The organism is Chthoniobacterales bacterium (assembly GCA_036569045.1).
GTDB lineage: Bacteria > Verrucomicrobiota > Verrucomicrobiia > Chthoniobacterales > JAATET01 > JAATET01.
Genome location: DATCRI010000028.1, coordinates 43,802 through 66,676 on the forward strand (window position 1 = coordinate 43,802; position 22,875 = coordinate 66,676).

Genomic DNA, 22,875 nt, shown 5'->3' on the forward strand with positions numbered 1-22,875 from the left:
AAACAAACGGGGCGGCGGGAGCGAACGCCCCGGAAGTCGCGAGCAAAGCGGGGGCGACTTCTGATCTTCCCCTGACATTCCCGTATCGTCCGCTCCCGTATTTTGGTTGCCAGTCCTCTTTTCTGGCTATAGACGAATGGGCATTCGTGAGGACTCCGGCGAGGCGGCCGCCGGCGAATTGCGAAGGTCGTATCCTCTAAAATTTGCCGCCTTTGGAGACCTCAAGCGTTACCTTTCGAACCCCTTCGACTCGAAGGAGATCAGCATCGACGAACTCGTGGCCTTCACGGCCGACCACCTCGGCAAGCTCACGGGGCAGAACCCGGGCGGGATGTTCAACGAGGCGATCGCGGCGACGGATGCGCTGTTCACGGCGCTGTCGGGCACGATCTCCGCGGAGGATACGGCAGGGGCGATCCGCCAGGCGCGCACGGCGGCGACGACGGCGAAGCGGGAGGCGATTTTCGAAAAGCTCAGCCAGCTGGAGGGCCTCATCCATGCGCGATTCCCGCGCACTTCGGCGACGTTATGTGGAGCTGCTGCCGGGCGGGCTGAAGGAGTTCCGCGAGGCGACGCTGGATGCGTTGAACGGGAAGCTGGTGGCGCTGCTCGCGCGGCTGGCGCCGTATGCGGCGACGATCGGCACGGCGGATGTGGCGGGGCTGACGACGTTGCAGGGGGAATGGGCGACGCTGCGCGGCGAGCAGGTGGCGAAGAAGGGCGTGTCGACGGATGCCTCGGGGAATCGCCGGGAGGCGGCGGACGCGCTGCGCGAGCAGCTTTTCGACAATCTCCTCGCGATCGCCCGCCACGAGAAGGGCCAGCCGGAGAAGCTCGGCCTCTACATGCAGCAGAGCCTGCTGGAGGACGCGACGCAGTCCGCCGAGGAACCGGCGCCGGCGACCCCGGTGTAGGGGGGGCGGGCAGGGCGAATCCTACGCCGCCGCAACCAGCCGGCGGACGCTGAGCACTTCGTTGGAAAGAAGCGGCTCCAGCCAGGATTCCGGCACGGAAGTCACGGCAATCGTGTCCCCAAGGGCGTTGAATACCTCGATGGAATAGCCGTCCTCGGTATCTCCCATCGGGTGATGATCCACGATCTTCACCACATCGCCGGCACAGAGGCCATCCGTGGGAAGATCCCGGGCAAGCGCGGCGTCGGTATAGAGTTCGAACTTCATGCGGTCGGTGCTTTGTCCGGGACCAAGGTAACAAACTTCGTCTGGCGCGACAAATGTTCCGTCATCCAGATCGTGCGAACTCGCAGCATCCGGCCAGTAGGTCCGGTGAGCGAGGTCCGGATTTGATAAAACTGCCCATGCTCGGTGCTCTCCAGCACTTCGGCATCGAGCGGCAGGATCTGCTCGCGAAGGTCTGCAATGAGCCGGTCGGCATGGTCGCTGTCGTAACCCGCCAGAGCAAGGAAACGGCTTTTGTCTCCGTTGGCACGTCGCACGAGCAGATAGTGAGTAATCTTGCGCGGGTCGATGATGGCGTCTTTCGGGAGCTTCATCGCGCGGTTTCCAGGCTGCCGACAATGCGGCTGACAGCGCTGATCGTCTCTTGAACCTCCGCCATCGTATTCGTGACGCCGAGCGAGAAACGAATACTCTCGTGGGCGGCGGCTCCGGGCTTCATGGCGGCGATCACGTGCGAGGGATCGGGCGAATCCGCGAGGCAGGCGGAGCCGCTGCTCGCGCAGATGCCAGCTTGATCGAGCAGCAGGAGCAGGGCCTCGCTGTCGAGGCCGGGAAAGTGGAGGTTCGTCGTGTTGGCGAGACGGCGGTCGGCATGGCCATTGCGCGTCGATCCCGGCACGGCGGCGAGGATGTCAGTTTCCAATGCATCGCGCAACGGGAGCACGGTGCGGGCGAAGGCATCGAGTTTCTTCCGCGCATGGGCGGCAGCGACGCCGAGGCCGGCGACGAAGGCGACATTCTCGGTGCCGCCGCGACGGCCGCGTTCCTGGTGTCCACCACTTACGAAAGACGTGAACGGCGCCTTGCGCCGCACGTAGAGCGCGCCAATGCCCTTCGGTGCGCCGATCTTGTGGCCGGAGAGCGCGAGGTAGTCGACGGACAGGCTTTTTACATTGAGCGGCATCTTGCCCACCGACTGCACGGCATCGCAGTGGAAGAGCACGCTGCGCTCGCGGCAAATCGCCGCAATTTCCTCGGTCGGGAAAAGGACGCCTGTCTCGTTGTTCACCGCCATCAGCGAGACGCCGACCGTGTCGGGCGTGATGGCTGCTTCCAGGTCGGTGAGCGATAACAGTCCGTCGCGATCGACAGGCAGATACGTGATGCGGAATCCCATCTCTTCCAACCCGCGGCAAAAACTCAACACGGCCGAATGCTCGACGGCGGAGGTGATGAGGTGCCGCTTCGTCAAGTCGGCTCGCAGCATGGCGTGGAGGGCGGTGTTATCGCTCTCGGTGCCGCCGCTCGTGAAAATAATCTCCAACGGGTGCGCCCCAATGAAGTCGGCAACCTGCTCCCGGGCCGTTTCCAGAGCCTTCCTGAGCTTCGAGCCAAATCGATAGCTGCTCGAAGGATTACCCCATTCCTCGCGGAAGTAGGGCATCATGGCCTCGACCACCTCCGGGAGCACGGGCGTGGTCGCGTTGTGGTCGAGGTAGATCATTGAGGAATCGGAGATTCGCGGAACTTCCGAAACGGAACAAGGAAACTGCCTTACCGCCCCCAAAATCTCCTCGCGATCGCGCGCCACGAGAAGGGCCAGCCGGAGAAGCTCGGCCTCTACATGCAGCAAAGCCTGCTGGAGGACGCGACGCAGTCCGCCGAGGAACCGGCGCCGGCGACTCCGGTGTAGGGGGGCAACCGTTGGCGGCGGGCCCTAGTCGAGCACGAAGGGCTCGGGATTGGGCGGGCGATTTGCCGCCAGGCCAGACTCCAGCAGGAAGCGGGCGTGGGCCAGCATGAGCTCGTAGGACGGCGCGGGAGCCGGCAGCGGAGCTTCCTCTTCGCGCACGACGAGGAGGTCGAGGTCAAAGAGGTGGCTCGAAGTCGCGCTGGAGGCGTTCGCGGATGATGGGCGAGGCATACCGATTCAGCATCTGTTCGAATTCCGGGCTGGAGATGTCAATGTGTTTCAGGCGGATGAGCTGGGTGATGTCGAGGTAGTCGACGCCCGCCTCGACCCGGTGCGGGGATTGCAGGGCGTGGAGCTTGAGGGCGATGAGATGCAGCGCACCGATCACGCGCACGCGACGATGGCCGATCTCGAGCCATTCGCTGCTGGCAATGAGCTTCGTGAGGGTGGCGTCGTCCACGAGCATGAGGTCGACTCGCAGTCCGGCCGGCCCACGCGGTTCGAATTGCGCGAAGGCCCGGATCGGGCGCTCCGGCGCAACGAGCCGGTAGCCGGCGCTTTCCAGCACTTCACTCCAGGCCCGCAGGTCGCGGCTTGCGAGAAGGAAGTCGAAATCGGTCGTTGTGCGGATGAAGCCGTGCGCGTTCACGGCGTGGCCGCCGATGACGAGGAAATCGAGCCCGGCCGCGGTAGCGGCATCCACGCAGGTCTGGAAGATGTCGCGCGGGTCTTCCATCGGCGGGGCTACGCGGCGGCGAAGGTCTGCGAGACGATTTCCTGGGCCTCGGTCTGGATGCGCTTCAAATGCGCGGCGTCGACGAAGCTCTCGGCGTAGATCTTGTAGACGTCCTCGGTGCCGGAGGGACGGGCGGCGAACCAGCCGCTGGCGCTCTCGACCTTGAGGCCGCCGATGGCTTCGCCGTTGCCGGGGGCCTTCGTGAGCATGCGGGTGATGGGCTCGCCGGCGAGCTCGGTGGCGGGCACCTGCTCGGGCGAGAGGGCCTTGAGGATCTTTTTCTGCTCGGCGTTGGCAGGGGCGTCGATGCGCTCGTAGACGGGAGCGCCGAATTCCTCGGTGAGCGATTGGTAGTGCTGGCCGGGGTCGCGGCCGGTCTTTGCGGTGATTTCCGCGGCGAGGAGGCCGAGGATGGGGCCGTCCTTGTCGGTGGACCACACGCGGCCGTCTTTCTTGAGGAACGAGGCGCCGGCGCTTTCCTCGCCGCCGAAGCCGAGGGTGCCGCCGAAGAGGCCGTCGACGAAGTATTTGAAGCCGACGGGGACCTCGATGAGCGGGCGGCCGAGCTTGCCGGCGACGCGGTCGATCATGCTGGAGCTGACGAGCGTCTTGCCGATGCCAACGCCAGCGGGCCAGCCGGGGCGATTCGCGAAGAGGTAGTTGATGGCGACGGCGAGGTAGTGGTTCGGGTTCATCAACCCGCAGCTCGGGGCGACGATGCCGTGGCGGTCGGCGTCGGTATCGTTCGCGAAGGCGATGTCGAACTTGTCCTTCAGCCCGATGAGGCCGGCCATGGCGTAGGGGGAGGAGCAGTCCATGCGGATCTTTCCGTCCCAGTCGACGCTCATGAAGCGGAAGGTGAAGTCGATCTCGTCGTTCACGACGGTGAGGTCGATGCCGTAGCGCTCGGCAATGTGGGGCCAGTAGGCGACGGAGGAATTGCCGATGGGGTCGACGCCGATACGGAGGCCGGCGGCCTTGATGACGTCGAAGTCGATGACGGCGCCGAGGTCGCCGACGTAGTCCGCGATGTAGTCGAACTTCGTGGCGGCGGCCTTCGCCCGCGCGAGCGTCGTGCGCTTCACGTCCTTCAGCCCGCCGGCGAGCAGCTCGTTGGCGCGTTTTTCCATCCAGCCGGTGATGTCGGTATCGGCCGGGCCACCGTTGGTGGGGTTGTATTTGATGCCGCCGTCGGTGGGCGGATTGTGCGACGGAGTGATGACGATGCCGTCGGCGAGGCCGGAGGATTTGCCGGCATTCCAGGCGAGGATGGCATGGGAGATGGCGGGCGTGGGCGTGTAGCCATCCTGCGCGTCGATCATGACGGTGACGCCGTTGGCGACGAGCACCTCGAGGGTGGAGATCCACGCGGGCTCGGAGAGCGGGTGGGTATCCATGCCGAGGAAGAGCGGGCCGGTGATGCCCGCGCCGGCGCGGTATTCGGCCACGGCCTGGGCGATGGCGAGGATGTGGCCTTCGTTGAACGTGGTCTTGAACGAGGAGCCGCGGTGGCCGGAGGTGCCGAAGGCGACGCGCTGCGCGGGCACGGAGGCGTCGGGCTGATCGGCGTAATACGCCGAGATGAGGCGGGGCAGGTTGACGAGGATGGAGGCGGGGGCGGGCTTTCCGGCAAGGGGACTGAGGCTCATGGAATCAGCGAAGTTTCGCCGAGGGTAGGCCCCGGCGCGGGGCTTGGCGAGCGGGGATCGCCGCCCGCGGGCTGGACAATCGGGGAGCCGGGTTTACGCTTTTCGTGTGACCCCCCTGCTCGGCGAATTCGTCGGCACGATGCTGTTGATCATTCTCGGCGACGGCGTGGTGGCCAACGTGCTGCTTGCGAAGTCCAAGGGCCAGAATGGCGGCTGGATGGTGATCGCGACCGGCTGGGGGCTGGCGGTTTTCTTCGCCGTGGCGGTGGTGGCGCGGGTGAGCGGCGCGCACCTGAATCCCGCGGTGAGCGTGGGCCTCGCGACGGCGGGGCTGTTCCCATGGGCCGACGTGCCGGGCTACGTCGTCGCGCAGATGCTCGGCGCCTTCGCCGGGGCCGTGGTCGTGTGGCTCGCGTATCTGCCGCACTGGCGCGTGACCGACGATGCGGAGCTCAAGCGCGCCATTTTCTGCACCGCGCCGGCGATCCGCAGCGCGCCCGCGAATTTCCTCTGCGAGGTGATCGGGACGTTCGTGCTCGTGTTCGGCGCGCTCGCGATGAAGGGCGCCTTCGAGCCGGCGCCCCTGAGCGGCGCGGCGGTGCCGATGAACCTCGGCGCGCTGGGGGCCATCCCGATCGCGCTGCTCGTGCTGGCGATCGGCCTCTCTCTCGGCGGCCCGACCGGCTACGCGATCAATCCCGCCCGCGACCTCGGCCCCCGCCTCGCGCACGCGCTCCTGCCCATCCCCGGCAAGGCCGGCAGCGACTGGGGCTACGCCGCGATCCCCGTCGTCGCCCCGCTCGTGGGTGGCGCGCTCGCCGCCCTCGCCTACGTTGCCCTCGGAAAGTTTTAACGCCCCGCCTCCCATGAAATACCTCCTCGCCCTCGACCAGGGCACCACCAGTTCCCGCGCCATCGTTTACGACGCCACGTGCACGCCCGTCGCCTCTGCGCAGAAGGAATTCACGCAGCATTTTCCGCAGCCCGGCTGGGTGGAGCACGACGCGAGCGAGATCTGGCACGGCGTGGTCGAGACCGCGCGCGACGCGGTGTCGCAGGCCGGCATTGCGATCGAGGACATCGCCGCGCTCGGCATCACGAACCAGCGGGAAACCGTCGTCGTGTGGGATCGCGCCACGGCCCAGCCCATCGCGCCGGCCATCGTCTGGCAGGACCGCCGCACCTCCGACTACATGACCGCGCTGCGCGAGGCCGGGAAGGAGCCGCTCATCCAGCAGAAGACCGGCCTCGTGCTCGACTCGTATTTCTCCGCGAGCAAGCTCCACTGGCTGCTCCGCGACCGGCCCGACGCCCGCGCCCGCGCCGCGGCGGGCGAACTCGCCGCCGGCACGATCGACTCGTGGCTCATCTACAAGCTCACCGGCGGCCGTGAGCACGTGACGGACGTGACCAACGCCTGCCGCACGATGCTGATGAACATCCACACCGGCGACTGGGACGACGAACTGCTCGCGCTCTTCGACATCCCGCGCGCGGTGCTGCCGCGCATCGTCGCGAATGGCGTGCAGCTCGGCGAATCCATCCCCGGCTTCCTCTCGAAACCCGTCCCGGTCTTTGGCGGCGTCGGCGACCAGCAGTCCGCCCTCTTCGGCCAGCTCTGCGCAAAGCCCGGCCTCGTGAAATGCACCTACGGCACGGGCTGCTTCATGCTGGAATTCACCGGCGGCGAACCCGTCGCCAGCCGGAATCGCCTGCTCACCACCGTCGCATGGAAGCTCGGCGACGCGCCGATGCAATACGCGATGGAGGGCAGCGTCTTCGTCGGCGGGGCGGCCATCCAGTGGCTGCGCGACGGCCTCGGGATCATTCGCTCGGCGCCCGAGGTGAACGACCTTGCCGCCCGCGTGGCGGACTCCGGCGGCGTGACGCTCGTGCCGGCCTTCACCGGCATGGGCGCGCCGTATTGGGACGGCTCCGCCCGCGGCGCGCTGCTCGGCATCACCCGCGGCACCACCGCCGCCCACCTCGCCCGCGCGACGCTCGAGGGCATCGCGTTTCAGGTCACCGATCTGCTCGTGGCGATGGAGAAGGATTCCGGGCGGAAGATCTCCACGCTGCGCGTCGATGGCGGGGCCGCGGCGAGTGATCTCCTCATGCAAATCCAGACCGACCTGCTCGGCGTGCCCATCGAGCGACCGAAGAACGTCGAGACCACCGCGCTCGGCGCCGCGATGATGGCCGGCCTCGGCGCGGGCGTCTGGAGCAGCCTCGACGAGCTCTCGAAGGTGCGCGAGGTGGAGAAGAAATTCTCACCCGTCACCACCGCGAAGCAGCGCCGCGAGCGCCTCAAAACCTGGCGCCGCGCCGTGAAGCGCGCACAGAACTGGATCGTGGAATAATCTTATGAACCGCAACGAAATGCTGGAGCGCATCCGCTCCGAGAAGGAATGGGACGTCGTGATCATTGGCGGAGGCGCCACCGGCCTCGGCGTCGCGGTCGACGCCGCCACGCGCGGCTATCGCACGCTGCTCGTCGAGGCGCACGATTTCGCGAAGGCCACGTCCAGCCGCAGCACGAAGCTCGTGCACGGCGGCGTCCGCTACCTCGAGCAGGGCGACATCCCGCTCGTGCTCGAGGCGCTGCGCGAGCGCGGCCTGCTCCACCGCAACGCGCCCCACATCGTTCACCACCTCTCGTTCATCGTGCCGCGCTACAAATGGTGGGAGGGCCCGTTCTTCGGCATCGGCCTGAAGATGTATGACCTCCTCGCCGGCAAGCTGAACCTCGAGAAATCCCGCCTGCTCAGCCGCGAGGAAACCATCGCGCGCATCCCGAACATCGAGACGGAGAACCTGCTCGGCGGCGTGGAGTATTTCGACGGGCAGTTCGACGACGCGCGCCTCGCGATCACCCTCGCGCAGACCGCCGCCGACCACGGCGCCACCCTGCTGAACTACGTGAGAGCCACCGGCCTCACGAAGACGGACAACCTCATCACCGGCCTCACCGCCGAGGACGTCGAGACGGGCGAGGCCTTCACCCTGCGCGCGAAGGTCGTCATCAACGCGACGGGAATCTTCGCGGACACGATCCGCCACATGGACGAGCCGCAGGGGCCCGCCGTCGTGCAGCCCAGCCAGGGCGTGCACCTCGTCTTCGACCGCAGTTTCCTGCAGGGCGACTCGGCCATCATGGTGCCGCACACCGACGACGGGCGCGTGCTCTTCGTCATCCCATGGCACGACCGCGTGCTCGTCGGCACGACCGATACACCGATGCCGCACGCCGACGTCGAGCCTCGCGCGCTCGACGAGGAGATCGGCTTCATCCTGCGCAACGCCTCGCGTTACCTCGCCCGCGATCCCCGGCGCAGCGACATCCAGAGCATCTTTGCCGGCCAGCGTCCGCTCGTGCGGCCGCCGCGCTCCGACGGCTCCAGCACGAAGCAAATCTCGCGCAATCACGAGGTCCTCATCTCCGACGCCGGCCTCGTCACGATCGTCGGCGGCAAATGGACGACCTACCGCAAGATGGCCGAGGACGCGATGGACCACGCCACGCTCATCGGCGAGCTGCCCGAGCGCAAATGCGTGACCGAGACGCTCCAGCTCCACGCATGGACCAGTCCACACGCGCCCGAGGTCGACGAAGCCCTCGACGTCTACGGCAGCGACGCCCAGCACATCGCGCGGTTGATCCAGGCCGACGCCACGCTCGCCGAGCCGATCGCCACCGGGCTCCCCTACCAGCGCGCCCACGTCCTCTGGGCCGCGCGGCACGAGCTCGCCCGCACGATCGAGGACGTCCTCGCCCGCCGGCTGCGCGTTCTCTTCCTCGATGCCCAGGCCGCCCTCGACGCCGCTCCGGTGGTGGCCGAGCTGCTCGCCTTCGAGCTCGGGCACGACGCCGATTGGATCGCCGCACAGCTTGCCGACTTCCGCAAACTTGCCGGCGGCTATCTCGCGCCGAAGTGATAGATTGTCCGCCATGCTCCCGCTCAAAGATCCCACGCTCCTCAAGACGCTCGCCTGCCTTTGCGGCGAATGGCGGGCTGCCCGTTCCGGCGCCACGATCGCGGTCACGAATCCGGCGACCGGCGAAGTGATCGCCACCGTGCCGGAGTTGAGCGGCGAGGAAGCCCACGAGGCCATTGCCTTCGCCGCCGAGCGCATGAAGGAGTGGCAGAAACGCACCGTGCTCGAGCGCTCGAGGATCCTGCGCCGCTGGTTCGAGCTGCTCGTGGAGAACACCGACGACCTCGCGCTGATCCTGACGAGCGAGCAGGGCAAGCCGCTGGCCGAGGCGAAGGGCGAGATCGCCTACGGCGCGGCCTACATCGAGTGGTTCGCCGAAGAGGCGAAGCGCATCGGCGGCGACCTCATCCCGCCGCCTTCGAACGACCGCCGCATCCTCGTTCTTCGCCAGCCCGTGGGCGTCTGCGCCGCGATCACGCCGTGGAATTTTCCGAACGCGATGCTCACCCGCAAGGCCGCGCCAGCGCTCGCCGCGGGTTGCGCAATGGTCTGCAAGCCCGCCTCGCAGACCCCGCTTTCCGCGCTCGCCCTGGCCGAGCTCGGGGAACGCGCCGGCCTGCCACCGGGGCTTTTCAGCGTGCTCACCGGCCCCGCCTCCGCGATCGGCGAGGCCTTCACCTCCAGCCCGATCGTGCGCAAGCTCACCTTCACCGGCTCGACCGGCGTCGGCAAGAAGCTCATGGCCGCGTGCGCGGGCACCGTGAAGAAAGTGACGATGGAACTTGGGGGCAACGCGCCGTTCATCGTCTTCGACGACGCCGATCTCGACGCCGCCGTCGAGGGCGCGATGGCCTCGAAATACCGCAACACCGGCCAGACCTGCGTGTGCGTGAACCGCCTGCTCGTGCAGTCCGGCATCTACGACGCCTTCGCCGCGAAACTCGTCGCCGCGGTGCGAAATCTGAAGGTCGGCAACGGACTGGAACCCGGCGTCGAGCAGGGCCCGCTCATCGAGGAAATGGCCGTCGAGAAGGTCGAGGCGCTCGTCGCGGATGCCCTTGGCAAGGGCGCGCGGGTGCTCACCGGCGGCCGGCGGCACGCCCTCGGCGCGACCTACTACGAGCCCACCGTTCTCGCTGAGGCCACGCCGGCGATGGATCTCGCGGAGGAGGAAATCTTCGGCCCGGTCGCACCGCTCTTCCGCTTCGAGACCGAGGAGGAAGCCGTCGCCCTCGCGAACGACACGAACGTCGGCCTCGCGAGCTACTTCTACACGCGCGACCTCGCCCGCATCTGGCGCGTCGCCGAGGCGCTGGAATACGGCATGGCCGGCGTGAACACGGGCCTCATCTCGAACGCGATGGCCCCCTTCGGCGGCGTGAAGGAAAGCGGCCTCGGCCGCGAAGGCTCGAAATACGGCATCGAGGACTACCTCGTCCTCAAATACGTTTGCCTTGCCGGGCTGTGAGCGACGGGCTTCCCCCTTGACCATTCCGCACGACATCCGCTTACCTGCGGGATGCTTTATTGCTGTAACGGGGCATTCAAAAGCGGTTCGACCTGGCTTTACATCATCGTTTGCAACCTTGTCGGTCGCGGCGAAGCCCTGCCCTCCCGGTTTGAAAACCCGAAACGACTCAATCGGGGCCTTCAACGGGAGCTTCTCCTGCCTTTTCTCGCGGAAGTCGACCTGACCGCCGCGCATTACGTCATCAAATCGCACTACGCGGACGCCGAGGCCCGCGAGGCCCTTACCGCGAATCCGAATGCCCGCGTCTGCGGCGTCTCCCGCGATCTCAAGGACGTCGTCGTCTCGGCCTACTTCCACTACAAGCGGCTCGGCGAAACCGCGGCGCCCTTCGAGGAGTTCTTCTGGGAACGCGGGCTCCGCGTCGTCAAGCGCGTGCATGCCTACAACGAGCTCTGGAGCGCGCCGCATCCGCAGATTTACATGACGCGCTACGAGGCCCTGCACGAGGACTTCGCCGCAGAAGTCGGCCGGCTTTGCGAATTTCTCGGCCTCTCGCCCGATCCCGCGCTCATCGAAGCCGCCCGCGCGAACAGCAGCTTCAAGCAGCAACAGGCCAAGGAGGTGCAGAAGAAGGGCGAATCCGAGCACAAGTTCTTCCGCTCGGGCAAGGCCAGGGACTGGGTGAACCACCTCACTCCCGAGATGGCCGCCGCCGTGGACGCCATCCAGTTCGGCCACGGAGCGCCCGCCAGTTCCTGACTCGATTCCGCGTCAGTCGCCGCTCGCTTCGGGCGGCAGCAGCCGGCGCGCGCTGGCCACGGTATCGATCTCCGCGACCGTCTTGTCGGCGCGAATGCGGTGGATGCGAGGGAAGCGCAGCGCGAGTCCGCTCGCGTGCCGCGCACTCGGCTGGATCGAGTCGAAGGCGACCTCCAGCACGACCTCCGGGCGCACGTCGTAAACGCGACCCCGCTGGCGAACGATCATGCCGAGAAATCGCTCCGTGAACGCCGCGATTTCCGCATCGGTCAGGCCGCTGTAGGCCTTGCCGATGTTCAGCAATTCGCCCGTCACCTCGTCGCGCACGGCGAAGGTGTAGTCGCTCAGCACGCCCTTGCGCCTGCCGTGCCCGTATTCCACTGAGGTCACCACCACGTCGAGCGTCGCAAAGGCTTTCTTGAGCTTCACCCACGCGAGGCCGCGACGCCCCGGCGCATAGCGGCTGCCCGGATCCTTCACGATGAGTCCCTCGTTGTTTCGGCCTCGCGCGACGACGAAGGCGATCTCGACCTCCTCCGCGGATTGCGCCCGGGTCAGCGGCAGCGTCCGCAACGGCGCCGCCAGCGGAAGTGCCTCCAGTATTTTTCGGCGTTCCGCCAGGGGCTCGCGGAAAACCGATCTCCCGTTCATCCACAACACGTCGAACGCGGTGAACGTCACCGGCACCTCCGTCTCCATGAACAGGTCGCGCTCGACGCGGCCGAGCCGCTTCTGCAGCTCGAAGAAGCTCAGCGGCCTGCCGTCACGCCACGCGACAATCTCGCCATCGAGCACGAATTCCACGCCGGTCCGCACGGCCGCCTCGGCAATCTCGGGAAACGTCTTCGTGATGGGCCGCAGGTCGCGAGAATAGATCGCCGCGTCGCCACCCGCGCAGTGCAGTTGCGCGCGGATGCCATCGAGCTTGTCCTCGACCCACACTTCGGTCGCGCCACCCGCGGTCATGCGATCCCACACGCTCTCCTCGTCCGGCTCGGGACTCGCGAGCATGCACTTCACGGGACGAAACGGCTGCAGCGCGATGCCGACGAGCGCGTCGCGTCGCGCCCGGAGAGCCGTTTCCCCGAGATCGCCGAGAAGCATGTGCGCCTCGCGGACGACTTCCGGCTCGCGGGAAAAAGCGGCCGCCACGGCATCCTCGACGAGGCCTTCCTTCAGGCCGATGCGCAGGTCGCCGGTCAGGATTTTCACGAGCGTCTTGGCATCCTGCGCGGAGAGCCGACGCAAGCGCTCCTCCAGCAACGCACCCTTCGCAAGCGGCCCCCGCGCCTGCTCGATCTGCGTGAAGAACGCGTGCACGGCGGCAAGCGGGAGGGCTTCCCCGCCGACGTTCGCGGCCAGCGCCTCCTCGGCCGTGAGGCCGGCGTCGTTATGGCGGCGCGAGATGGCCTGCAGGTCGGAAGGCGACAGACCCGAGGCCGCAAGTAACGCGCGCCGAATGATTGCGCCGCCGAGCTGCAGCGGCCGCGCCGCGGCCTGTGGAAAGGCACGCCCAGTCAGCCATGTCGCGGCCAGCGGGAGCTCCTCATCATCGAGCCGGGCGAGATAATCCGCGAGGAGCTGCACCTTCACGAGCTTGCCGGTAGCGGCGGCGATCTTTTCGCAAACGGCGGAGAAGCCCGAGAACCCATGGTCGGCGGCGACCGGGCCGAGAACTTCGCGCGGCACGGCGACGGTCGTGGCCGGTGCTCCGAGCGCAAACTCGAGCTGATCCGCCGCGGTGAGCGCCCACGCCTCGATCCCCCGCGCGCGCAGGTCGCGAGCGAACTCCCGGGCGAAGCCATGCAGCGTGAGCACGCGCCTCGGTCGCACCATTTCGACGTAACGCAGCAGGTCGGGATAGTCCGCGTGGTCGGAGAGCGGAAAGGCGGCGTCGGCCTGGTAGCGATGCGCGGCGCCTCCGTCCATCGCCCAGCCGGTCATCACCGCGACACGCCGGTTCCTGATCTTCCGCAGCATCGCGGAGCCGGCCACGCTCGGCGGACAAATGAGCACATGCTCGCCGGCGGCCCCGGCCACGTATTTCTCGTAGGGCGGAAATTTCACGCCCATCGATTCGTAGACCTGCGACATGCTCCAGACGGAGCCGTGCAGCCGGATCGGCAGGCCCGCCGCCGCCACGGCGAAGAGAATCTCCTGCGCCTTGCCGAGCGAGTAGCCGAGCAGCACCGGCGTCGCCCCGTCCTCGCGGGCCTCGAGGCAGAATTTCACGACATCCGCGACGACCTTCTCAGCCGGCGGAAATGCGTAGCGCGGCAAGCCGAACGTCGTCTCCATGATGAGCGTGTCCGCGGGCGCGGCCTCCGCAGGCTCGGCGCTGAGACCGGGGCGGAGCTTGAAGTCGCCCGTATAGAGCAGCGTTCCGGCGTCCGTCGTGACGAGGCATTGCGCGGAGCCGAGGACGTGCCCGGCCGGCAGCAGCTCGATGTCGAAACTGCGGATCCGCCGCCGCTCGCGATACGCCAGAACGTGCTCGCGGCCCGCCGGATCGCCCATTCGGGCCTGCATCAGCCGCGAGGTTGCCTCCGTGAGAATCGCCTCCCGGTGGCGACCGGTGTGATCGCTGTGGGCATGGGAAACGAAGGCCAGCTCGCGCGGACCGCGGGGGTCGAGCCAGAGGTGCTCCACAGGAAGCCGGACCCCCCATTCGTAACGCACATCGATCATTCCTCAAAGAATACGCACGCCAGCGGTTGCGGCGATGGCGGGATTTCTGCGAAAGTCCCGGATGCTTTCCATTTCCGGCGTGACCAAATCGTTCGCGGGTCGCGTGCTCTTCGAAAACGCGTCCGTGCAAGTGAACCGCGGCGACCGCATCGGCCTCGTCGGCCCGAACGGCGCCGGCAAGACCACGCTTTTCTCGCTCATTCTCAAGCTCGACGAGCCCGACGAGGGCTCCGTTTCCCTGCAACGCGGCACCTCGCTCGGCTTCCTTCCGCAGGAAAGCGCCCCCGCCGGCGACGAGACCGTGCTCGACCTCGCCACCGGTCGCAGCGCGACCCACGCCGAGATCGATCCCGAGGATCCCGACGCCGATTTCTCCGAGGACTACGAGGCCATGAGCCGCGAGCCGAAGGCCAAGCGCATCCTCGCCGGCCTCGGCTTCCGCGAGACCGACTACGACAAGCCCGCGCGCACGTTCAGCGGCGGCTGGGTGATGCGCGCCCATCTCGCGCGGCTGCTCGTGCTCGAGCCGGACCTCCTGATGCTCGACGAACCGACGAACCACCTCGACCTCGAGGCGCTGCGCTGGTTCCAGGAATACCTGCGCGCCTATCCGGGTGCATTCTTCGTGATCTCGCACGACCGGGAATTCCTCAACACGCTCTGCAACACGATCATCGAGATCCGCCACAAGCGCCTCTGGCGCTACACCGGCAACTACGACAAATACCTCGAGCAGCGCGCCGCGCAGCAGGAACAGCACCGGCTTGCCTACGAGAACCAGCAGCGCGAGATCGCGCATCTCCAGGAGTTCATCGACCGCTTTCGCGCAAAGGCCTCGAAGGCCGCGCAGGCGCAGGAACGCATCAAGCAGCTTGCCCGCATGGTGCGCATCGAGCCGCCCGAGGCCGACGCGCCGGTCGTCCATTTCTCGTTCCCGCAGCCCGAGCGCTCCGGCCAGCACGTGATGCGGCTGCGCGGCATCCACCAGGCCTACGGCGAGGAGCCGAACCTGAAGTGGGTCTATCGCGGCCTCGATTTCGAGATCGAGCGCGACCAGCGCCTCGTGCTCGTCGGTCCGAACGGCGCCGGCAAATCGACGCTGCTCAAGATCCTCGCTGGCATCGTGCCCTTCCAGCAGGGCGAGCGCGTGCCCGGCCACAACGTCCGCGTCGGCTACTTCGCGCAGTATCGCACCGAGATGCTCGACGAGAAGCGCACCGTGCTCGCCGAGGCGCAGGCCCACGCGAAGAATGCGAACGAGGAATACGTCCGCACCGTGCTCGGCGCGTTTCTGTTCCGCGGCGACGCCGTGTTCAAGAACGTCGGCGTGCTCAGCGGCGGCGAGAAGAGCCGCCTCGCGCTCGTGAAGCTCCTGCTCGATCCGCCGAATCTCCTCCTGATGGACGAGCCCACGACGCACCTCGACATCCCGAGCATCGACGCCCTCATCGGCGCGCTGCGCTCCTTCACCGGCACGCTCGTCTTCATCAGCCACGACGTCTATTTCATCCGCGCGCTCTCCGAGCAGGTGCTCCACGTCGAGGCCGGCCGCACGACGTTCTACCCCGGCAACTACCAGTATTTCCTCGATAAGACCTCGGCCACATCCGAGCGCGAAGCGCTGGTCTCCGGCGCGCGTGCCGAGGAAACCGTGAAGGCCGCCGCGCCCGAGCGGCAACGCATCTTCAAGACGAAGGAACAAAAGCGCGCCGAGGCCGAGGCCCGCAATGCCCTCGCGAAGGCCCGTCGCGAAGCGGCTGCGAAGGTCGAGCGCCTCGAGACCGAAGTCGTCGCCCTCGAAAAGCGCCAGCAGGAACTCACCACCGCCCTCGAGGCGCCCGAAACCTACGCCGACCAGGGCAAGGCCTTCCGCATCAATCGCGAACTCGCCGAAGTCGCCGACAAGATCGAGCGCGCCACCGCCGAGTGGGAAGCCGCCGCCGCTTTGCTGCCCGCGCAAACGACCGAATAACATGCCCATTCTCCAGCTCCGCAACCTCACCCTCCGCTACGGCGGCCCCGCCGTGCTCGACGGCATCGACTTCCAGATCGATCCCGGCGAACGCGTCTGTCTCATCGGCCGCAACGGTGCCGGCAAGACCAGCCTCATGCGCGTGCTCACCGGCGAGGAAGCGCCCAGCGCGGGCGAGGTCATCCGCCCCGGAAACACGATCATCACACGCCTCGACCAGGAAGTGCCCGCGAACATTTCCGGTCGCGTCGAGGACGTCATCCGCTCCGGCGTTTCGCCCGAGCGCCACGAGGAGGATTGGGAGACCGATCACCGCCTCTACACGCTCGCCGAGGAGATGAAGCTGCCCGAGCAGGCCGAATTCACCGCGCTCTCCGGCGGCTTGAAGCGCCGCGTGCTGCTTGCTCGCGCTCTCGCCGGCCTGCCCGATGCGCTGTTGCTCGACGAACCGACGAACCACCTCGACCTCGAGTCCATCCTCTGGCTCGAGAACTTCCTCCTCACGAAGGGCATCACGATCTTCTTCGTCACCCACGACCGCGCGTTCCTCCGCCGCCTCGCCACGCGCATCGTCGAGCTCGACCGCGGCAAGCTCACGAGCTGGTCGTGCACCTACGATCAATTTCTCGAGCGCAAGGCCGCCGCGCTGGAGGCCGAGGAAAAGCAATGGGCCGCGTTCGACAAGAAGCTCGCGCAGGAGGAAGCGTGGCTGCGCCAGGGCGTGAAGGCCCGCCGCACCCGCAACGAAGGCCGCGTGCGGGAGCTGATGAAGCTCCGAAAGGAACGCAGCCAGCGCCGCGAACGCGAGGGCAAGGCGCGCATCGAGCTTACCGAGGGCCAGACCTCCGGGCAGAAGGTGATCGAGGCGAAGAACGTGAGCTTTGCCTACGAGGGCAGGCCGATCGTCACCGATTTCACCAACACGATCTGGCGCGGCGACAAGATCGGCATCATCGGACCGAACGGCACCGGCAAGACAACGCTCCTGCGCCTGCTTCTCGGCAAACTCGCACCCGCGAGCGGCGAGGTGAAGATCGGCACCGCGCTCCAGGTCGTCTATCTCGACCAGCTGCGCGACCAGATCGACGGCGACAAGACCGTCGCGCAGAACGTGGCCGGCGACTCCGAGCGCGTGAATTTCCAGGGGCAGGACCGCCACATCCACAGCTACCTGAACGATTTTTTGTTCCGGTCGGACCGCATTCGCATGCCGGCGAAGCTGCTCTCCGGCGGCGAGCGCAACCGTCTGCTGCTCGCGCGCCTCTTTCTCCAGCCCGCGAACGTCCTCGTGCTCGACGAGCCGACGAACGACCTCGACGCCGAGACGCTCGAGCTGCTCGAGGAGCTGCTCATCGATTACTCCGGCACGCTGCTGCTCGTCTCGCACGACCGCGAGTTTCTCGACCACGTCGTCACGAGCACGCTCGTCTTCGAGGGGGACGGCCGCGTGACCGATTACATCGGCGGCTACGAGGATTGGTTGCGCCAGAGCCGGATCAACGCCGCAAAGACGGCGCCGCCGCCTCCACCGGCCATCGAAAAGCCCCGCGCGAAATCCGAGAAGCCTCGCAAGTTTCTCAACCGCGAACAGCGCGAACTCGACGAGCTCCCGGGCATCATCGAGCAACTCGAGAACGCCCACGCGGAGCTGGCCGAAAAGCTGATCTCGCCCGAGACCTACAAGAACGCGCCCGACTCGCTACCCGGCATCGAGGCCGAGATGAAGTCGCTCGAGGCCCGCACGAAGCAGGCCTACGCGCGCTGGGAGGAACTCGACGCGCTGCGGCTCGCCTGCGCGGGCAGCTAGCTCGCGGTGCGCTCGGCAGCGGTGACGGTGTTGGCCATGAGCATGGCGATCGTCATCGGGCCGACGCCGCCGGGCACGGGCGTAATCGCGGCGCACTTCGGCGCGACGTTCTGGAAATCCACGTCGCCGACGAGGCGATAGCCTTTCGGTGCGATGAGGTCGTCCACGCGGTTGATGCCGACGTCGATGACCACGGCGCCGTCCTTCACCATGTCGGCGGTCACGTATTCCGGCCGGCCGATGGCGGCGATGAGGATGTCGGCCTCGCGGGTGACCGACGCGATGTCCTTCGTGCGGGAATGCGCCACGGTGACGGTGGCGTCGCCGCCCGGGCCCTTGGCCATGAGGAGCAGCGCCATCGGCTTGCCGACAATCATGCTGCGGCCGAGAACGACCGCGCGCGCGCCGGAGGTCTTCACGCCGGCCTCGATGAGCAGGCGCTGGCAGCCAAGCGGCGTGCAGGGCACGAAGCCCGTGGGATCGTCGAGCGCGAGCCTGGCGACATTGATCGGATGGAAGCCGTCGACGTCCTTCGCGGGATCGATGGCGCGCACGATGGCGGCCTCGTCGATGTGCTTCGGCGGCGGCGATTGCACGAGGATGCCGTGGATGGCCGGGTTCGCGTTGAGCTCGGCCACGAGAGCGAGCAGATCGGCCTGCGAGGTCGAGGCGGGCAGCTCGTGCTTGAGCGAGAAAATACCGAGCTCGGCGGCGCGCTTGTCCTTCGCCCGCACGTAGGCCTGCGACGCAGGGTCCTCGCCGACGAGGACGACGGCGAGGCCGGGGGTGACGCCGCGGGCTTCGAGCGCCTCGATGCGCTGCTTCGTCTCGGCGTGGACTTTTTTGGCAATCTCGGTGCCGTTGATCAGTTTCATGGCGTGTAATTTTTCAGGAGAGTTTCGATGCGCGCGCGCTCGGCCTCGAAGGCCTCGGGAGTCGGCGTGGGCGGGATTTGTTCGTAGGCGCCGAGCGTAACATCGAGCCGGGAGAATGGCCACGGGATGCGGAAGCCATCCCAGCTTTTGATCTCGATGGCGCGAGAAAAGCGCACGTGCAGCGGCAGGATGCGCGCGTTGGTCGCTTGCGCGAGAAGGATAAGGCCCGGGCCGAGAGAATAGCGAGGACCCTTGGGACCGTCGGGCGTGACGGCGAGGTCAGCGCCGGATTCCAGCCACGCGACACATTCCCGGAGGGCGCGGGAGCCCCGCCGCGAGCTCGAGCCACGAATCGCGCCCATCCGGAAGCGGGCCATGAGCTGGGCAAGGATCTCGCCGTCACGGCTGGGGCTGGTGAGCACGGCGACGCCCTTGCGCGTGCGGTGGTGGTAATAGCGCTGGTGCGCGGTGGTGATCGCGAGGATGCGGTTGTGCCAGAACGTGATGATGAGCGGGAAATCCGGGGATTTCGCGAGGAAGCCGGCTTCATCCGTCACGCGAACCCGCAATGTCAGAAAGAGCAGGCGCGCAATCGCCGCACCGATGTGGGAAAGCAGAACTTCGCGGGTCACGTGACGGATTTAATCACGGCAGGGCCATCGAACGCGGAGAAGAAAATGAAATTACTTCCGCGCCGCACGCCAGCGGGTCGACAAATCCGCTCTCGCCTTTCGCCGCCAAACTTGACAGTCAAGCCTCATGCAACGCGTCAGCATGGCCACGATCGCCGCCAAGGCGGGGGTCTCGAAAAACGCGGTCTCACTCGCCCTGCGCGGAGATCCCCAGATTCCCGAGGCGACGCGCCTTCGAATCGAGAAGATCGCGGCTGCCCTCGGCTACACGAAAAATCCCGTGGTGGCTGAATTGATGAGCGAGTTGCACAAGGGCGGTCACCCCGGCTACCGGCGCACGCTTGCGCTCCTGAATGCCTACCCGACCGCGTCGGCCTTCCGCTCGCATCCCACGATTCCCGCCTACGTGGCGGGCGCGCAGGCCCGGGCGGCCTTTCACGGCTACACACTGGACGAATTCTGGTTGCACGATCCGGAGCTGGATGGCGCGCGGCTGAACCGCATCCTGCGAGCCCGGGGCATCCGCGGGGCGCTGGTGGTCGGCATGATGAATGAGAACCGGCTTCCGGAACGCTTCGCCCCGACCTGGGAAACTCTCTCCTGCGTGGTGACCGGCGTGCGCACCCACGAGCCGACGCTGCCATTCTGCTGCGTGGACCACCACGCGCTCGTGCTGGAGGCCATGAAGCGCGTGATCGCTCTCGGCTATCGACGGCCCGCCCTCGTGATCGAAGCCCGCATCGACGCGCTCGTCGAGCGACGGTTCAGCGCCGGGATGTGGGTCGGCCAGCAGGCGCTGCCGGCACGTTCGCGACTGCCGGGGTTCTACGATGTCGACGCCGCGCGAAAGGATCCGCGGCGCTTCCACGCCTGGCTGACCCGGCACGAGCCCGACGTGCTGCTCACGCTCTACACGACGGTGAAGACCTGGGTGGAGGACGCCGGCCTGCGGGTGCCGGACGACATCGGACTCGTCCAGCTCGAACGACGGCCGAAGAGCGCCGACTGGGCGGGCATGGACCAGCACAACGATCGCGCGGGTGCGGCCGGGATCGACCTCCTCGTTGCGATGCTCCACCGGCGCGAGAGCGGCACGGATGCGGAGCCGCGCGCGACGCTCATTGGCGGCACCTGGGTGCCGGGAGTCACGGTGCGGGCTCAACCCAGCGAGCTGGCGAGCACATCGTGAAGCACCGGACGCAACTTCGCGGCAAGAGTTTCGTTCGCGAAGGCAAACCAGGCCACGGGTGAAGTCGTGTCCAGCGGAGCGTCGGGGAAGCCGCCAAACGGCGATTCGTAGATGACCCCGGCCTCGATGAGCACAAGGGCCGCGGCGACATCGTAGGGGTGGCAGACGAGGGTGGAATCGAGGTCGAGCACGGCATGAATCATCGGGCGGATGTCGCCGACGAAGCGGTCGTGGCCGGCGAGCAACTCGTAAAACGCGCCACCGGTGGAGATGTATTGGTCGTCGAAAATCGTGGGTGAACTGGTGGCGCCAAGCCCGACAAGTTCGTCCCAGACCTGCTCCTCGATCTGCGAGATGAGCGTGCGGCCCTCGGGAAAAAATTTCGCCATCGAGGCGAAGCCGTGCCGGAAATCGGTGGCGCCGGAGGGGCGCAGCTCGAGCGGCGCGCGGGAGCCATCGAGGACGTTCACCGATTCCGCGGTGATGCCGCGCCCCTTGATCGCGCTGACCTGGTCGGCGCGCCATTGCTTCGTGAGCGGGATCTCGGTCATCGCGGCGACGCAAATGTCCGAAAGGCTGGTGGCCGGACCGAGCTGCGGGGCAAGCCCCACGAGGACCCACGCAGGGCGCTTGTCCACCATCAATCCCCGCGTGCCGTCGATGGGATCGAGGATGATCTTCCATTTGGTATCGAGCGCGTCGATGCCGGCGGGGAAGCACGGCGGCGCGGACTCGTCGATGCCCTCGAAGATGAGCTCCACCGGCTCGTCGGCCGGCCAGTGATCGTGGAACCATGCAAGAATCGCGTCCTCGCTGAGCTTGTCGATCGCGTAGATCGTGTCGGCGGCGGACTCGTGCGACACGGCGGAAAGTTGCTCGATGGATTGCCGGGCGCGGCCGGCAATGACGGCGTCGCGAATGGCGTCGCCGAGCTGGCAGAGTCGCTGGCGGAGGGCTTCGAGTTCAGGCATGGGCGACATCATGGGCGGAGCCCAGCCGGCCGGGCGAGGATTTCCACTGGAAGCGCCACAGGAGCGCGACGCTCGCCACGAGCAGGCCCATGGCGAGACCGATCCAGATGCCCACGGGGCCGAAACCAGCCCGGAACGTGAGTCCGTAGGCGAGCGGGAGCGCCACGACCCAATACGAGAAAATCGCGATGCCCATGGGCACCTGGACGTCCGCGAGCCCGCGAAGGGCGTTCATCGCGACGATCTGGGCGCCGTCGACGATCTGGAAAACCCCGGCAACCACCAGCAGCGAGGCGGCGAGCGCGAGCACGGCCGGGTCGCTGACAAACAGGGCCGCGATCGGCTTCGCGCCGAGAATGAAGGCCAGCGCGGTGGCCGCCATCACCGCGAGGGAGAGCCCGAGTCCGCCGACGGCGATCGGACGCACTCGATCGAACTCCCGGGCGCCGACGGATTGCCCCACCCGGACGGCGACGGCCATGCCCAGCCCGAGCGGCACCATGAACGTCGTCGCCGCACAGGTAATGGCGATCTGGTGCGCCGCCAGCGCGCCAACGCCGATCCACCCCATCATCAGGGACGCCGTGGCAAAGGCGCTGACCTCGGCGAGATACTGCCCTCCGGCAGGCAATCCGATCCGCAGGAGCGCCCGCATTTCCCGGCCGAGGTCGCCGACGCGATCCACGCGCGCGAGATGTCGCCGAAAACCCGCAGCCCGATGCAGCCAGGCCAGCAGGACGATCAGCGCCGCCACCCGCGCCAGCAGCGTGGCGAGGCCCGCGCCGGTCAGGCCCAGCGCCGGCGCGCCGAGCATTCCGAAAATGAACACGAAGTTGAGGCCGACATTCAGCGCGACGCCGCCGAGAACGATCCAGAATGGCGGCCACGGACGCGACAGCGCCTCGGCAAAATCCTTGGCGGCAGTGAACAGCATCACCGGCACCAGAGAAATCGCCGTGAGGACGAGGAAGCCGACAACGGCTTCGTTCACCTCGGGCGGCTGGCCCAGCCAGTGGAGGACGGGCAGCAGCGCGAGCATCGCGCCGCAGAGAACCACGCCGAGGATGCCGCCGAGGACCAGTCCGGCCCGATAAACCTTGCCCGTGCCACGCCCCGCGCCAAAGGCCTGCGACGCGCGGACGGAGACCGAGGACAGCACGCCAAAGCCGAAGACCAGCGCGACGGCGAGCACCGTATTCGCAAAGGCGCAGGCCGCGAGCGCGGTGACGCCCACGCGCCCGACCATCAGGGTATCCGCCCAGCCCATGAGCATCTGCCCGAGCTGCCCGGCGATGATCGGCGCAGCAAGGGCGAGAGTCCGGCGATTCTCGCGAAAAAGGGAGGGCAGCACGGCGGCA

General features: G+C 67.2%; 21 protein-coding genes. 9 read left to right on the plus strand and 12 right to left on the minus strand.

Annotated elements, in window-relative coordinates; all coding sequences use genetic code 11:
* Positions 1-228 precede the first annotated feature (228 nt).
* A complete protein-coding gene (locus VIM61_05840; protein ID HEY8899913.1) occupies positions 229-495 on the minus strand; it encodes a hypothetical protein in 267 nt (88 codons plus the stop codon).
* A 2-nt stretch (positions 496-497) separates the two neighbouring features.
* On the opposite strand from VIM61_05840, the gene VIM61_05845 reads away from it, so the two are divergent.
* The gene (locus VIM61_05845) at positions 498-914 is read left to right on the plus strand and encodes a hypothetical protein (protein HEY8899914.1); all 417 of its coding nucleotides are present in this window, start codon (positions 498-500) and stop codon (positions 912-914) included.
* A 21-nt stretch (positions 915-935) separates the two neighbouring features.
* On the opposite strand, the gene VIM61_05850 is transcribed toward VIM61_05845, so the two are convergent.
* The 6 genes from VIM61_05850 to pgm form a co-directional block, all read right to left on the minus strand.
* Positions 936-1,181: a DUF4926 domain-containing protein gene (locus VIM61_05850; GenBank protein ID HEY8899915.1), complete on the minus strand. Its 246-nt coding sequence runs from the start codon at positions 1,179-1,181 to the stop codon at positions 936-938.
* Positions 1,178-1,513 carry a hypothetical protein gene (locus tag VIM61_05855; protein ID HEY8899916.1) on the minus strand — a complete coding sequence of 112 codons (336 nt, stop codon included), beginning with the start codon at positions 1,511-1,513 and terminating at the stop codon, positions 1,178-1,180. Before VIM61_05855 ends, VIM61_05850 begins: the two co-directional genes overlap by 4 nt.
* The gene (locus VIM61_05860) at positions 1,510-2,643 is read right to left on the minus strand and encodes an aminotransferase class V-fold PLP-dependent enzyme (protein ID HEY8899917.1); all 1,134 of its coding nucleotides are present in this window, start codon (positions 2,641-2,643) and stop codon (positions 1,510-1,512) included. Before VIM61_05860 ends, VIM61_05855 begins: the two co-directional genes overlap by 4 nt.
* 213 nt (positions 2,644-2,856) lie before the next feature.
* A complete protein-coding gene (locus tag VIM61_05865; protein HEY8899918.1) occupies positions 2,857-2,991 on the minus strand; it encodes a hypothetical protein in 135 nt (44 codons plus the stop codon).
* 16 nt (positions 2,992-3,007) lie between these two features.
* Complete coding sequence (locus VIM61_05870; protein HEY8899919.1) at positions 3,008-3,568, minus strand: hypothetical protein; 561 nt, start codon at positions 3,566-3,568, stop codon at positions 3,008-3,010.
* Between the two features lie 8 nt (positions 3,569-3,576).
* Positions 3,577-5,217, minus strand: coding sequence for a phosphoglucomutase (alpha-D-glucose-1,6-bisphosphate-dependent) (pgm, locus tag VIM61_05875; GenBank protein ID HEY8899920.1), 1,641 nt, complete (start codon positions 5,215-5,217; stop codon positions 3,577-3,579).
* A gap of 106 nt (positions 5,218-5,323) precedes the next feature.
* Here pgm and VIM61_05880 point away from each other — a divergent pair, with 106 nt between their 5' ends.
* The 5 genes from VIM61_05880 to VIM61_05900 are packed head-to-tail and all read left to right on the plus strand — an operon-like array spanning position 5,324 to position 11,383.
* Positions 5,324-6,070: an MIP/aquaporin family protein gene (locus VIM61_05880; protein ID HEY8899921.1), complete on the plus strand. Its 747-nt coding sequence runs from the start codon at positions 5,324-5,326 to the stop codon at positions 6,068-6,070.
* A 13-nt stretch (positions 6,071-6,083) separates the two neighbouring features.
* Positions 6,084-7,577, plus strand: a complete 1,494-nt coding sequence (gene glpK / locus VIM61_05885; protein HEY8899922.1) for a glycerol kinase GlpK — start codon at positions 6,084-6,086, stop codon at positions 7,575-7,577.
* 4 nt (positions 7,578-7,581) lie between these two features.
* Entirely contained in the window at positions 7,582-9,153 is a 1,572-nt protein-coding gene (locus tag VIM61_05890) for a glycerol-3-phosphate dehydrogenase/oxidase (GenBank protein ID HEY8899923.1), read from the plus strand.
* Positions 9,154-9,166: 13 nt separating this feature from the next.
* Entirely contained in the window at positions 9,167-10,621 is a 1,455-nt protein-coding gene (locus tag VIM61_05895; protein ID HEY8899924.1) for an NAD-dependent succinate-semialdehyde dehydrogenase, read from the plus strand.
* Positions 10,622-10,672: 51 nt separating this feature from the next.
* Positions 10,673-11,383: a sulfotransferase domain-containing protein gene (locus tag VIM61_05900; GenBank protein HEY8899925.1), complete on the plus strand. Its 711-nt coding sequence runs from the start codon at positions 10,673-10,675 to the stop codon at positions 11,381-11,383.
* Between the two features lie 12 nt (positions 11,384-11,395).
* On the opposite strand, the gene VIM61_05905 is transcribed toward VIM61_05900, so the two are convergent.
* Positions 11,396-14,071: an ATP-dependent DNA ligase gene (locus tag VIM61_05905; protein HEY8899926.1), complete on the minus strand. Its 2,676-nt coding sequence runs from the start codon at positions 14,069-14,071 to the stop codon at positions 11,396-11,398.
* A 61-nt stretch (positions 14,072-14,132) separates the two neighbouring features.
* On the opposite strand from VIM61_05905, the gene VIM61_05910 reads away from it, so the two are divergent.
* The gene (locus VIM61_05910) at positions 14,133-16,043 is read left to right on the plus strand and encodes an ABC-F family ATP-binding cassette domain-containing protein (protein ID HEY8899927.1); all 1,911 of its coding nucleotides are present in this window, start codon (positions 14,133-14,135) and stop codon (positions 16,041-16,043) included.
* Between the two features lies 1 nt (position 16,044).
* Positions 16,045-17,850 carry an ATP-binding cassette domain-containing protein gene (locus tag VIM61_05915; protein ID HEY8899928.1) on the plus strand — a complete coding sequence of 602 codons (1,806 nt, stop codon included), beginning with the start codon at positions 16,045-16,047 and terminating at the stop codon, positions 17,848-17,850.
* Here the strand turns inward: VIM61_05915 and folD are convergent.
* Positions 17,847-18,725: a bifunctional methylenetetrahydrofolate dehydrogenase/methenyltetrahydrofolate cyclohydrolase FolD gene (folD, locus tag VIM61_05920; GenBank protein HEY8899929.1), complete on the minus strand. Its 879-nt coding sequence runs from the start codon at positions 18,723-18,725 to the stop codon at positions 17,847-17,849. The genes VIM61_05915 and folD overlap by 4 nt on opposite strands.
* The gene (locus VIM61_05925; GenBank protein HEY8899930.1) at positions 18,722-19,357 is read right to left on the minus strand and encodes a lysophospholipid acyltransferase family protein; all 636 of its coding nucleotides are present in this window, start codon (positions 19,355-19,357) and stop codon (positions 18,722-18,724) included. Before VIM61_05925 ends, folD begins: the two co-directional genes overlap by 4 nt.
* A 127-nt stretch (positions 19,358-19,484) precedes the next feature.
* On the opposite strand from VIM61_05925, the gene VIM61_05930 reads away from it, so the two are divergent.
* Complete coding sequence (locus VIM61_05930) at positions 19,485-20,546, plus strand: LacI family DNA-binding transcriptional regulator (GenBank protein ID HEY8899931.1); 1,062 nt, start codon at positions 19,485-19,487, stop codon at positions 20,544-20,546.
* Here the strand turns inward: VIM61_05930 and VIM61_05935 are convergent.
* Together VIM61_05935 and VIM61_05940 are read right to left on the minus strand one after the other, a co-directional pair.
* Positions 20,516-21,517 (minus strand): hypothetical protein, encoded by a 1,002-nt coding sequence (locus tag VIM61_05935; protein HEY8899932.1) that lies wholly within the window; start codon positions 21,515-21,517, stop codon positions 20,516-20,518. The genes VIM61_05930 and VIM61_05935 overlap by 31 nt on opposite strands.
* Entirely contained in the window at positions 21,510-22,868 is a 1,359-nt protein-coding gene (locus VIM61_05940) for an MATE family efflux transporter (GenBank protein HEY8899933.1), read from the minus strand. Before VIM61_05940 ends, VIM61_05935 begins: the two co-directional genes overlap by 8 nt.
* Positions 22,869-22,875: the final 7 nt, after the last annotated feature.

Bases quoted from the DNA above. Each gene is read 5' to 3' on its own strand.
- VIM61_05840 (HEY8899913.1), bottom strand. From the start codon at position 495: ATGAGGCCCTCCAGCTGGCTGAGCTTTTCGAAAATCGCCTCCCGCTTC.
- VIM61_05845 (HEY8899914.1), top strand. From the start codon at position 498: ATGCGCGATTCCCGCGCACTTCGGCGACGTTATGTGGAGCTGCTGCCG.
- VIM61_05850 (HEY8899915.1), bottom strand. From the start codon at position 1,181: ATGAAGTTCGAACTCTATACCGACGCCGCGCTTGCCCGGGATCTTCCC.
- VIM61_05855 (HEY8899916.1), bottom strand. From the start codon at position 1,513: ATGAAGCTCCCGAAAGACGCCATCATCGACCCGCGCAAGATTACTCAC.
- VIM61_05860 (HEY8899917.1), bottom strand. From the start codon at position 2,643: ATGATCTACCTCGACCACAACGCGACCACGCCCGTGCTCCCGGAGGTG.
- VIM61_05870 (HEY8899919.1), bottom strand. From the start codon at position 3,568: ATGGAAGACCCGCGCGACATCTTCCAGACCTGCGTGGATGCCGCTACC.
- pgm (HEY8899920.1), bottom strand. From the start codon at position 5,217: ATGAGCCTCAGTCCCCTTGCCGGAAAGCCCGCCCCCGCCTCCATCCTC.
- glpK (HEY8899922.1), top strand. From the start codon at position 6,084: ATGAAATACCTCCTCGCCCTCGACCAGGGCACCACCAGTTCCCGCGCC.
- VIM61_05890 (HEY8899923.1), top strand. From the start codon at position 7,582: ATGAACCGCAACGAAATGCTGGAGCGCATCCGCTCCGAGAAGGAATGG.
- VIM61_05895 (HEY8899924.1), top strand. From the start codon at position 9,167: ATGCTCCCGCTCAAAGATCCCACGCTCCTCAAGACGCTCGCCTGCCTT.
- VIM61_05900 (HEY8899925.1), top strand. From the start codon at position 10,673: ATGCTTTATTGCTGTAACGGGGCATTCAAAAGCGGTTCGACCTGGCTT.
- VIM61_05905 (HEY8899926.1), bottom strand. From the start codon at position 14,071: ATGATCGATGTGCGTTACGAATGGGGGGTCCGGCTTCCTGTGGAGCAC.
- VIM61_05910 (HEY8899927.1), top strand. From the start codon at position 14,133: ATGCTTTCCATTTCCGGCGTGACCAAATCGTTCGCGGGTCGCGTGCTC.
- VIM61_05915 (HEY8899928.1), top strand. From the start codon at position 16,045: ATGCCCATTCTCCAGCTCCGCAACCTCACCCTCCGCTACGGCGGCCCC.
- folD (HEY8899929.1), bottom strand. From the start codon at position 18,725: ATGAAACTGATCAACGGCACCGAGATTGCCAAAAAAGTCCACGCCGAG.
- VIM61_05930 (HEY8899931.1), top strand. From the start codon at position 19,485: ATGCAACGCGTCAGCATGGCCACGATCGCCGCCAAGGCGGGGGTCTCG.
- VIM61_05935 (HEY8899932.1), bottom strand. From the start codon at position 21,517: ATGCCTGAACTCGAAGCCCTCCGCCAGCGACTCTGCCAGCTCGGCGAC.